This is a genomic window from Microvirga arabica (assembly GCF_016811235.1).
In the GTDB taxonomy this organism is placed as follows: Bacteria; Pseudomonadota; Alphaproteobacteria; order Rhizobiales; family Beijerinckiaceae; genus Microvirga; species Microvirga arabica.
In genome coordinates, this window is sequence record NZ_JAFBID010000123.1 from 1 (window position 1) to 11,817 (window position 11,817).

Sequence of the window (11,817 nt, forward strand, 5' to 3'; positions counted from 1 at the left end):
CGAACCAAGATGACGCCGCCGCAACTTGTTGTAATGCGTCTCCACAAAGCGAACCGTCCACTCGATAGTCGCAACGAAGAGGAAGAGCACAATCCCTATGTAAGCAGCGGAGGAGGTTGAAAGCCACGCGAACAGAAGCAAAAGCAAGAGCAGAACAGGAACATAGATATCCCGCACATAGTCACTCTGGAGCGCACGCCTTGAGAAATATAGAACGCAAAGCATCGTAACACATGTGCTGCCGTAAGTAGATGCTTCAGGCATTAAGCCGACAATACGCTTTGATCCGAGCACTTCGACCTCAACGAGGAACGAGTATGTCCCAGTCCTGAAGACATCTAGGACTGGCTTGATCGGGACATGCTGCGATGCGAAATCCAGAAGACCTGTTAGAACCAGCAATGCAGCTCCAAAAGCATAGCCATGAAGAGCTGTCTGGCGCATGTGTGGCGCTTTTAGTATCTGCGCGAAGGCACAAGCCCCGATAATTGACAAGGTTAAGTACGCTAGCTGAGAAATATTCTGCGGAGTGGCGGCTAGCGGAGTTGCAACCGAAACATCCCCGCGCATAGGTATGACCAATACGCTTCCGGCGAAGAGCCGCGGCATAAAAAGTGTTGTGACAGCGGCAACTATCCAAAACGCAAACAGGATTCCAAGCCTGCGCGGATCCAGTACCGATGATATACCTGTCAGCAGGTTTCTTTCATTGCTGAATACTTTGACTACTAGAAACACCAAAGTCATGGTTGTAGGTATTATCGTTAATCCACCGATGGCACTAGGTGGGATCACAGCAAAGGAGCCGAATGGAAAGCTGCCGAAAAACAGGTACAATAGAACAGGCCGACGCGACGTGAGCCCCCACAAGGCGATAGTCCAGTAGAGAAGGAGAGGTATCAGAGTCATTCAACCAGGGTCCTTGCTGAGGGACGACTACAAGGCATGTGAAGCCTTGTTCTGGTGGCGATCTTTAAAAAATTCCTCGCGTGAAGCGTGCCTTGCGAACGTCGTTTGCGGCTTCAGGATCAAACAAGTGCAACTTTCTCATATCAACATTAGTGATCACTACGCCGGCGACCTTGCTGAACTCCGCGTGGAAGCTAAGGAGACGTTGTAGAAGACGGCGTGACGTTTTCCCCCATTCCGCAAGGCAGATATATCCGTCGAATGCTGGTGCAAGAACACGAGCTTCGGAAACTGGCCCAGCCGGAGGGAGATCAACGATAATGCGATCGAAAGTCGAGCTCCATTCCTTAAGCTGCGCGGCAGTAATTGGCTCTCTCGCACCCTCACTGCACTCCTCGCGGGACGCAGGAATGAACACTATTCGACGCTGATCACTATCCGAAGCAGAGTCGAGTTTACGGTAGTCAGAGCCTATTTCGACCACTGGAACGCCACTCTCCTTTAACGTTGCGCTGAGATGGCTAGACTCTGCATCGCGCTCAATAAGAAGAACTTTGTAGCCTGCCTGGGCTTCGCTCTCCGCGAAGGCAAGCGCAAACAAGGATCTCGAATGGCTCGGATGAAGCGATATCACCCCCACAACTTTGTCTTGTCTATTTACGGAAAGGGCAAGTGCAATCTTGGCACGATGAAGTACAGAGGACCAGCAGTCCCCCTTTGTATTATTTGTGCCGATCCGAGCAGAGGAACTCGCAGGTCCCAGCCGATTTTGGCCCGTAGTTTCAGTTCCTTGAGCTTTTCCGATATACCCCAGAAAGTTTGCCCCATGCTCTTCAATGTCTAACCCGGTGCGAATGGTTCTATCCAGAAGTTCGCGCATGAAGCCAAGTCCTCCGCCTGCACCTGCTCCTAAAAGCAATGCGAGCGCAAAAACAAGTTTCTCCTTCGGGAAAACGGGTATGCTCGGCAGTTCAGGCTGAGATATCACGCGGCCAGATGTGAGTGACAGCGATTGCTGTTGTACAGCCTGCTGGTACCGAGCAAGATAATCTTGGTACAAAGAGTTATATGATGCTGCGCGCTGCTCAAGATTCCGCAGCATAACAAGTGTAGACATATCAGACTGTGACTGGCCGGCGGCCGCCGCGATCGCTGATTCGATTGACTTTTCTTCGGACTGGGCGACATGGAAATCCCCCCGATAACCATCCAGGATACGCTTCGCTTCATCAGTGATGAGTCCCGACAAACGTTTTCCCTCTGCGGAGAGGGCCCTCGCCTGCTCATTTTGATCCCCCCAGTCAAGAGTCACGTCGCGAGCACGAGCCGTTACCGCCACATATTCATCCACCAACGACCGGATTGGTGCATTACGGAGCGCGTCCGACGTCATTCCGACAAAGCTGATGATCTTATTTACGTCGCTGGTGCTAAGCGCATCCTCAAATACTTGAACCCTGGCGGCAGCTCGCGCGACAGCCGATTTGACGGTAATGAGTTGCTCATACAATTGTCCAAGTTGCTGATCTGAAACTAGGCGTCCGTTACTCGAGATCAGATTTTGGTCAACCCGGAACTTCTCGACGGCGGCGCTTGCCTTGAGGGATTGCTCACCTAGGGTGTTGATGCGGTCCTCTAGCCAGATTCCAGCTCTGCGCATAGCCTCAAAGCGCGCACTCAGCTGATCTGTCAAATAAGCGCGGCCATATGCGCTCGCGAGCTGCTGAGCCAGCTGGGGATCTGGATCATTCACCGCGATCTCAATCACGAGGCTCCGCCCAAGCTGATAGGCAGAGATGCTATTCATTAGCACACTAATTGTGGCTGGACTGATATTAGCTTTGACTAGATCTTCGGATGTTACTCTCATCGGGTGGGAAAGTTGTACCCTCTCCGAATCTTCCTTCGCGACGGTTGCTAAACGCGCTGTCTCATTGTCGTAAGTCAACCCAAGATCGTAAATCACACGACGGGCGATGATGTCGGAACTTATAAGGCCGAGCTGTGTCGCGATGTATTCATTGGAGTCTGCAGGCTGCTGCTCACCTGAAATCTTTGCAACGAGTTTAGTGTTTTCCTGATCTAACAGTATCTGGATCCGCGAACGATATGAGGGCTCAAGTAACCACAGCACACAGCTTGCAATCAGGATTGCGACTACAGCTCCCATGACCGCGAATGGAAGCTGACGGCGTATGATACGGCCGATCTTCGAAAGATCGGCCGCGGGCTCGACCGTCTGCGGTTCATCCAAGATTGAGGTTTTTGTTTCGCCGCGATAGTGTTTCACGATTATCTACCTTCACCCCTATCGATGTGGATCAGCATTGGACTTCGAACCAAGAGCAGCAATATCCTTTTAGGATCACAGCAGGACACCCCGACATACGTCACGACCGATTTCATGCGTCATCGAGGCACCAAATTTCAGCTGTATCGAATGCTGATCCTCTTGCAATGAGAATGACTGTTGCGGGCTGAGCCAAATTGGAACGTTGTTGATCGCTTCGACTCCGCTGCTGGTGCACGTAGGGAAGCAATACTTGGTCTTATCCGGCATCTTCGGTCTATCCACCAACCTTCATCTCATCACGAGGAGTGTTCCCGCCGTTTAGCCAGAGACTGCGATATTGATCCTGCAACTGACCGAACACTACAAACACAACAATTTGCTGACGGCGAACGGCGAAGTAGACGCCAGTTCATTCACAGTCCCAGTTTATTCTTCCGTAAGTCTTGGTGCAATCCAGCGACGCTGCTGTAGAGCCGCCATCTTCTGTCGTCCGCACGTGGAAGGTCATGCGACTGGGACGGTCAAGATAAGACGGATACTCCCTTGTTATACGTTGTGTAATTGTCGGCGCGTGATCATAACCCAGCAGGCCTGAGCTTCGTCAACCAGTCAGACGGCCGGGATCTCGCAACCAAAGGGGTACCTCGTAAACGCAAGGCGAATACCCTCGGCAAAGGCACTTGAGAAAGTTTGCAGTCGAATCTAGTATGCGCAGAATGGCGTTACCAGCAGGTTGCAGCTTTAGTATTGGTTTTATTGCGATAGGCGCATCAGCCATCGAGTTAAGGACCCGCGCTCGGGTACAGCACTAGATTAGTGGAGAGATGCTCCTATGAGGAAACTGCCGATTATGTTGACAGCAGTGGTCTGCGGGCTCTTGGCTCCGGCTGCTTCTACTGCGCAAGATCACACCGCTGCATTAGGAAATTACGTTTGTGTATCAGAGACGGTCGTCGGCATACAGTACAAAGAAGCTAAAGGACCCGCACGAAAACTCGCTCCCTATTATGCTGGAGCGATAACGGCTGAAGCACTAGGCGATCGACAGTTTTTTCTGCAGGTGAAGGCGAACGACGAGAAGGTCATGTGCAGCAGAGAAAAGTTGGAAGGAGAGATGTGTAACAAACGTTTCCGGATCTACGTCACTGCATTTCTTACGGCGCCAGAGGTCGCATATGGCGACAGCCCTTATAGCTTCTATGCTCACTCTGGAAACCTTCACATGTCGTCCGATGGAACCTTCCATGCTGCAAGGTACTTCGAGGATACGCGCGATAGTTACCTAGCCCACGGTCGCTGCGAAAAGATAAGTTACTGGGGTGAGAAATAGAGCAGGCTGGATCGTTCCAGCTCGAATACAATGGACGAGGTTACGGAGTTCAATAGGGAAATTTGTAACCGCTTCAGAAACAATGAGAACACTATAGAACTATTCGACTTGCACCTTCCAATCGAGTAATCCGACGTGGCATTTCGACACAAACGTTCTTGTCAGCGTTGATGTGAACGAATTACTTGTTCCGCTTCTAAAATGTCATCTCAGTGATGACGGGATTGCGGACGAGTTCGTCAGTCAAGGCACGTATATGCGTCTACCCTGCCGCGGACGCGACCTCCTCCCTATGTCCTGCGTCCTAATTGTGGTTCTGACCTTGCTCAACGGCTACGATCTCCCAAAAGCGTCCCTTCGAACACAAATTTTTCGACACCGCTAAACTGCTTGAAGGGTCACCCACGAACGAGGTGTCATGGCTTCCCCACCAGTTCACCTTGGTGCTTCTACGACCCTGGCGCCGCCCAAAAATGGATCGGGCCTCATCTGTTCTCACGAAGCAGTTGCTAACAGTAGCAACTGCACAGTATGAAGCAATCCATATAAACAGCTTTCGCGCGGCTATAGAAGACGGTTTTGCTTATGCCCAGACCTTCCATGGTGCCGCCCCGCCTGACCATTCCTTCTCCAAGACAATCTTGTCGCGAAGAGAGTCCATGCTTTGCCAATATCCCCTGTGCCAGTGCACACCTAATCTGCTACGTTCGAGTACGCGTTCTATAGGCTCCTCCTCCCATACAGTTTCATCATTATCAATTAGCCCGAAGACCTCAGGCTCGCAAACGAAGAAACCTCCGTTGATCAAACCGCCATCTCCAGCCGCCTTCTCGCGGAACGATCGAACCTTCTTTCCATCATCAGAGAGCCTCAAAGCTCCGTATCGTCCAGGCTGAGAGACTCCTGTCAGTGTTACCCAATTGGAGTTGGCTTCGTGAGTCCGTATAACTTGGGAAATATTGACGCTCGAGACACCATCGCCGTACGTCAGCAGAAATCGTTCCTTGCCAATAATGTGTTGCGCACGTTTCAGACGCCCGCCGGTCATCGTCTCGAGGCCAGTGTCAAGTACAGTGACTTTCCAATCCTCTGATAGCGGGCGGCTCCATAATATTTCCCCGGTACGAACGTCGACTGTAAAATCGCTGTTCATCTGTGAGAACTGAAGAAAGTATTGCTTGATATAGTCTGCTTTGTAACCGGCAAGGACCACAAATTCGTTGAAACCATAATGTGAGTAGATCTTCATAATATGCCAGATGATAGGCCTTCCCCCAATTTCCACCATTGGTTTCGGCCGCAACACTGTCTCCTCTGCGAGCCTGCTGCCATACCCACCTGCAAAAATGACGACTTTCATTGCATGGCCCTCTGTTCTTAGATCCTCTGAGTCAGACGGTCACTTGGGAAGACTCAAGCGTGATGGTCGGCAATTGCCCGTTGACCACTGGAAACAGATTATCCTGCTCACGGCGCAATTTATGCGCGACGCTGTCCAGTGGCACTTCAACATCATGGTAAGTGAGTACTTGATCACGTCTGATATCTGCCTTGAGGCGACACCCTTGAGCCAGTCCCATTGGTAGCAAATCTTCGCTACGTGATGTTTCGTAGTTCTCAGCTAGTCCATAGGTCATGAAGCCACCTATGCCATCAATTGTCTCACCGGCGTGGAGGTCTCTCTTTGCTGCCGCTACGACGTCAACCGACGGTGGCTTTGTGCCGCCAATGATTACATCCCGGCATAAAACCGCACGTGCGATCGATATTCCAAACTCAAGCGTTGTGAGGTGCCACGCTGTATAGAAACTGTATAATGGGCCGTTGCCGAGCTTTCCAAGATTTAGGTAGAAAGCTTGGTTCTCATCAAGTGCCTCTGCGACAACGTAGATGCCTGGACTCGGCTTTGCGCCAACAACATAGTCTACTATACCACCAAGGGCACGCAGCTCGTCGACATCATAGAAGTCAACTAGCGCGTCAACATGACCGTTGAACTCCCTGCCGATCATCCCGCGTTTTGAAACCTTAAGCCCCACGGCGTTGGCGACAACAGCCTGCTCAGCCATCATCTTTGTTCCATCAGCAAAGCTCGCAACCATGCTTGGGGTTTGATTCCACTGCTTCGCGAAACCAGCCTGTGTGGCGGGATTACGAAATCGGTCCTGCAATCCTTTGATGTTGCCACACACCAGTGGGCGCAAGCCCATAGCCTTAATGTGCCGTACAAGGTTCATGGTCACGCCAGGCTGGTCACCGTCGGCTCCTGTGAAGATTACCCCCTGAGCCTCCGCTCTAACGCGTAGTAACTGGCCAACCGTAGCGTCGAGCTCGACATTTAGCGACACGACATCCTTGCCGTTCTCAATACAGTCAAGTGTTACTCCTGCACCGTACTCTACGTTACCGGTAGTCTCAAAGACTACATCAATCGCCGTTGCTCTAGCGATGAGCGTCGGATCATCGGTGACAACCCTTTTGCCAATCCGAAGTGCTTGAGATAGCTCGGCAGAACTTGCGACTCGAACGATGTCCTCACGGCTAACGCCGGCGTCCTGGAAGGCGGCGACGGCTCGCTGGACGTTTCGATTGCAAATCGCGGCTACCCTAAGCACTCTCATATGGCGTTCGACGTTGATCAGCATTCCTCGCGCCATGAAACCAGCGCCATACATGCCGACCATGATGGGCTGCCCAGTTCTCAAGCGAGCCTCTATAGCGCTATCAACAATGATCATGCTCTAACTCCACTCGCCAGCGGACTGTGATCGAGTTGGATATTCTCCGCCCCAACACCTCGGAATGCGTCGACCCCATGCAACTCGGGATCGAACAAGCTCCACGATTCGTCTTTCGCGGAGATCTTTGCTGGACGGCGTGGCCATTCGATTCCGAGGGCAGGATCGTCCCAGCGCAGGCCCCGCTCATGACCTGGCGCGTAGGGCGCGCTTACCAAGTAGAGAGCTTCCGTTTCATCGCTCAATGTAATGAACCCGTGAGCGAACCCACGGGGTACGTACATCATAACCCGGTTCTCTGCCGTCAGCGTAGCACCGTACCACTTGCGGAACGTTGGCGATGTTGGCCTGAGGTCTATGATGCAATCCCACAAAGCGCCGCTAATGCATTTCACGACCTTCACCTCGGCAGCAGGCGGTATCTGGTAATGCATTCCGCGCAACGTACCTGCAGTTGAGCTCAAGGAAGTGTTGATTTGAGGAAAGTCTGTCTCGAGGCCCGCTGCGTTAAACTCTTTCGTGCAGAACATCCGGGCAAAGAAACCACGATCGTCGCTCCTTCTGTCAAGGTCGACGAGCCAAGCGCCATCTAAACCAGTTTCACGGAAGATCATTTTACAAACCCAAATTCTATCGCGAGAGGCACAGGTTCATGCTGATGCGAATGGACGGACAGATACTTTCATCAGGCGCTATCGCGAAACTACACAGACGAGACGCCTGACATGCCTATCGCGAGCTGAGCTACGCGGCACTGGTGGTTGGCGTCGTACCAGATGGGACGGACGATCTCCGAGGGAAGTTTGGATGTGCAGTCCACCGAAGGTCACGTTGAAGCCTGCCTGCGCTGAGGTGTTGGTCGAGCACGTTGAAGCGTATGAGATTCGAGTGTCGGTAGTCGGCGTCTCTAAAACCTATACTGAGGAGCCCATCACGTATGTCTGTTATTGCCTCAGTGAGAGATACCTGTGGCTGATGATTCGGTGCGACCGACCTATAACGTGAGAAATCAACCCGGTATGACCGCTTGTCAGGTGGCGCGTCCTTGTTGATCTCTATCTTGGTTCCAGCGACGACGGACCGAACAGTCTCAGCCAATTCAGCCACTTGGTAGTTCCACTCGTCGCTTCCGATGTTGACAGCGAGGAACGGTTCATTAGCAGCCAAAGGATGAATGATTGCCCATTCGATAGCTCGTGCCATATCGTTCAGGTGAATGAGCGGACGCCACGGCGTTCCATCACTCAGAACGGAGATGCGTCCGGTCGACAGTGCAGAGGCCACTAGGTCATTTAGTACAAGATCAAGTCTAGTCCGGCCAGAGAAGCCGCACGCTGTGGCGAAGCGCAAGGCAAATACGGTCATGTCACTATTAGCAGCAACTTCCCGCAGACCCTCCTCCGCACCAACTTTGGATCTGGCGTAAGCAGTCAATGGATTTAGCGAGTCCTCCTCTGAGCGTGCTCCGCCTTCCGCGAAACCGTATATCGAGCAACTTGAGGCAAAGACGAAGCGGGAAACACCGCTTCGCGCGGCGAGTTCTGCAACTCGTATGCTCGCTGATTCATTCACTTGCTGTGTGACTTCCTCGAACCGCATGCCCATCGGGTCGTTTGAGACAGCAGCGAGATGTACAACGATATCTGCTCCTTGGAGTACATCCTCGATTGGGTCGCGGACGTCTCTGAAGACCTGAATATTGATATTGCGCTCGGGTGTCGCTCCCTGGGTTATGCAGTGCGCGAATAAGCCGGTATCGATCCCCACGGTGGTAGCCGCCGGAAAGGCGAAGCGAAGATGTGCCATTACGGCAGACCCCACATAACCCATGTTACCGGTAATTACGATCTTCATCACTATCTTCCCCCCCTTGGTTTCTTTACTTTAAGCCGTATCATCTAAACTCATCAATGAGCGGCACAGGCGCAGACAAGGCAAATAAGAACTAGTAACAAAGAGGCATGGACGCGTGAATGAGCTTGCGGCTGACTTAAATTGTGTTCCGTGAATTAGAGTTTCCCGATGTTGGTATCGCGCCCGAGCGATAGAAGGTCGCTGGCTGGGTTTACTCTGGTGGTGGGTACTAACCCTAATCCGGAATTGCTGTTTACGCGGTCGACCGTTACAGCGAGAATGAGGCGATCGGTGAGTCTTAACTGTGTGTTGGGCGAAGCGATAGGAGTGTGTCCTCCGGGCTCCTCTGGGAAGCGGCGCTGTAGCTCCGGCCGATATGAGATGAAACCTCGTCTGCAGACTCCTGGTACGTTGAGTCCGGTTCTTCACGAGCCTCTCAAAGCTTGACCCAGAGGAGGATGGCATCTGGGGAGCAAGTGGATCGGATCGTAGAGAATGGTGGCCATAATTCCAACAATCCAAGAAATCATGACGTCAGCAAATCTGTTGAAGCTTGCACTATTCTCCCGCTTGAAACGTGCAGCATCAAAACTCGGGATGAGGCCAATGAGTTACGGTCGCTCCACCTGGGTGCTTCGCGTCTTATCCATCGGCTTAGTAACTACTTTACCAACCATTGGTCATGCCGCTGATTATCAGTTGACTGTGCAAGATAAGATCCGGGTCAAAGTCGTCGAATGGCGCGCCGGGAAAAATGAGTACCATGAATGGAGCGGAATAGGTGGGGAATATGTTATTGCACCATCGGGTACGGTGCAAATTCCCTTGGTAGGCGACGTTCCAGCGGAGGGCAGCACCTCTGTGCAGGTTGCCGAGTTTATATCAGAGGCGTTGCAGAAGCGCTTCGGTATGGCTAACAAGCCTTCAACAGTAGTACAGATTGTGCAGTACCGGCCGGTCTATGTAGTGGGTGATGTCGAGAAGCCAGGAGAGTACAGCTTTCGTCCGGGCTTGACGGTCCTTCAGGCCGTTGGCATGGCTGGAGGTGAACGCCGAATCACTGATACCGGCCTCCTGCGATTGGAGCGCGAGCGTATCACTACGCAAGCTTCCGTCGAGGCGGCTCAGAATGACCTTAGAAGGGCCTATGCGCGTCACGCTCGCCTGCAGGCGGAGCTATCCGGCATCGATCACGTTCCAGTACCGAAAGAGCTCGAGGGCGATCCCAAAGCCGAACAATGGATCGCTAGCGAGAGGGACATATTGCAGAGTCGGCGCGAGTCGCTTCGCTCACAGCGCGAAGTATTGACAAACCTGAAGGATCTTCTTTCTGCCGAAGTATCGTCGCTCAACAAGAAGATTCAGGTCCAAATCAAACAGGTTGCGCTTGCGCGGCAAGAACTGTCGAAAGTTAATGGCCTAGTAGAAAAAGGTCTTGCGGTATCGTCGCGGGAATTTGCTCTGGAACGTGTCGTCGCAGATCTTGAAGGCCGTTTGCTTGATTATGAGACAGCTATACTTAGGGCGAAGCAGGGCATCAACGGGGCTGTTCAGAAAGAGGTAAGCCTTGAAAACGAAACCCGCGGGAGCCTTCTTGTCGAAACTCAACAAGCTGAGGCGAACATTGAGAGCTTAAATGCAAAGCTTCGGACGGCTACGGGCCTCCTTGAGGAGGCGGTGGTTACCGCGCCTATGCTTGCGGCGGAACGTTGGAAGCGGGATAGCTGGAAGCCCGTGTACACGTTAGTCCGGCAAGTTGATGGCCAAGAACATAAAACAACGGTCTCTGATTTCACCTCGCTCAGCCCGAATGATGTTGTCCATGTCGCATTGGGCGGCGTCGAGGACGTCTCGGCTGTCGCAGCTGAGAGTGAACTTCGAGAGGCGCTTCGTCGGAAAGTGAATCTGTCCGGGAATGTGACGGGGGCATCCGCTCAATGACAGCGTTTGCTGTTATACCCCCTGAAGTGGCTCGGTTAGTTTGAACAGCGTTTTCGGTTGTCTAAGTGGAGCGTCTGCGGGGTTAGGCCACCGCAAGTTGCGGCAGCGGATTGAAGTAGGGCTAATGGGGTGTCCTGCGGTCAAGGCTCGAATGAGGCCTCCGGCCATTGTAGAAGGTCAGATCCCGACCAATCGAAGTGTCGGCCTCCGTGACACTGTCGTAGGCCCTCAGATACACCTCCTCGTATTTGACGCTGCGCCAGAGCCGCTCAACAAGGACGTTGTCGCGCCAGGCGCCCTTGCCATCTATGGTGATGGCGATGCTGTTCTTGCTCGATACGCTCGTGAAGTCGTGACGTAAGCGCTTGGTGTGTGCCCTCTTGTGAGAGAGCCGCTTGCGCATGACGTTCTGACCTTAAGGCTCGCTTTAAGATCGGCAGATCGATGAAGATCGAAGTTCCGGCACGGAGCGCCGGTGGCGCTGGAGCCTCCAGGCCAAACTCCAGATCGTGGAAGAGACGATGCAACCGGGCGTGAAGGTCAGCGAGGTGGCCCGCTAAGGCCGGCTTGGCGACACCGGTCCTGCCTTTGTGCCGGTCGAGATCACGCCCGTCCTAGCCGCGCGCCTGGCTGGCCGACGTTCTGGCACGACTGCCGGAGCATCCCGCCGAGCTGCTGCCCTGGAACTGGAAGGCACCGCGCAACCAGCAGGCCGCCGCCTAATCTCAGGGCTGTCGCGTGAACAGCGCCTT

At 53.0% G+C, this 11,817-nt stretch carries 8 protein-coding genes and 2 pseudogenes; 3 read left to right on the forward strand and 7 right to left on the reverse strand.

What is annotated here, in order from left to right; all coding sequences use genetic code 11:
• A pseudogene (locus tag JQC81_RS30620) lies at positions 1–909 on the reverse strand (hypothetical protein); the annotation flags it as partial.
• 64 nt (positions 910–973) lie between these two features.
• Positions 974–3,199: an exopolysaccharide transport family protein gene (locus JQC81_RS30625; protein WP_203275554.1), complete on the reverse strand. Its 2,226-nt coding sequence runs from the start codon at positions 3,197–3,199 to the stop codon at positions 974–976.
• An 835-nt stretch (positions 3,200–4,034) separates the two neighbouring features.
• On the opposite strand from JQC81_RS30625, the gene JQC81_RS30630 reads away from it, so the two are divergent.
• Positions 4,035–4,532 carry a hypothetical protein gene (locus JQC81_RS30630; RefSeq protein ID WP_203275555.1) on the forward strand — a complete coding sequence of 166 codons (498 nt, stop codon included), beginning with the start codon at positions 4,035–4,037 and terminating at the stop codon, positions 4,530–4,532.
• A 583-nt stretch (positions 4,533–5,115) separates the two neighbouring features.
• Here the strand turns inward: JQC81_RS30630 and rfbF are convergent.
• From rfbF to JQC81_RS30650, 4 genes are all read right to left on the reverse strand, one after another.
• Positions 5,116–5,892, reverse strand: a complete 777-nt coding sequence (gene rfbF / locus JQC81_RS30635; protein ID WP_203275556.1) for a glucose-1-phosphate cytidylyltransferase — start codon at positions 5,890–5,892, stop codon at positions 5,116–5,118.
• A 31-nt stretch (positions 5,893–5,923) separates the two neighbouring features.
• The gene (locus JQC81_RS30640; protein WP_203275557.1) at positions 5,924–7,270 is read right to left on the reverse strand and encodes an NAD(P)H-dependent oxidoreductase; all 1,347 of its coding nucleotides are present in this window, start codon (positions 7,268–7,270) and stop codon (positions 5,924–5,926) included.
• Positions 7,267–7,884, reverse strand: coding sequence for a dTDP-4-dehydrorhamnose 3,5-epimerase (rfbC, locus tag JQC81_RS30645; RefSeq protein ID WP_203275558.1), 618 nt, complete (start codon positions 7,882–7,884; stop codon positions 7,267–7,269). Before rfbC ends, JQC81_RS30640 begins: the two co-directional genes overlap by 4 nt.
• A 130-nt stretch (positions 7,885–8,014) precedes the next feature.
• Positions 8,015–9,124, reverse strand: coding sequence for an NAD-dependent epimerase/dehydratase family protein (locus JQC81_RS30650; RefSeq protein WP_203275559.1), 1,110 nt, complete (start codon positions 9,122–9,124; stop codon positions 8,015–8,017).
• A 606-nt stretch (positions 9,125–9,730) separates the two neighbouring features.
• On the opposite strand from JQC81_RS30650, the gene JQC81_RS30655 reads away from it, so the two are divergent.
• The gene (locus JQC81_RS30655; RefSeq protein ID WP_203275560.1) at positions 9,731–11,065 is read left to right on the forward strand and encodes a polysaccharide biosynthesis/export family protein; all 1,335 of its coding nucleotides are present in this window, start codon (positions 9,731–9,733) and stop codon (positions 11,063–11,065) included.
• A gap of 121 nt (positions 11,066–11,186) precedes the next feature.
• On the opposite strand, the pseudogene JQC81_RS30660 reads toward JQC81_RS30655, so the two are convergent.
• A pseudogene (locus JQC81_RS30660) lies at positions 11,187–11,417 on the reverse strand (integrase core domain-containing protein); the annotation flags it as partial.
• A gap of 88 nt (positions 11,418–11,505) precedes the next feature.
• Between JQC81_RS30660 and JQC81_RS30665 the strand changes: the two are divergent.
• On the forward strand, positions 11,506–11,625 hold the full coding sequence (locus JQC81_RS30665) for a transposase (RefSeq protein WP_203275561.1): 120 nt from the start codon (positions 11,506–11,508) through the stop codon (positions 11,623–11,625).
• The last annotated feature ends 192 nt before the right edge of the window (positions 11,626–11,817 follow it).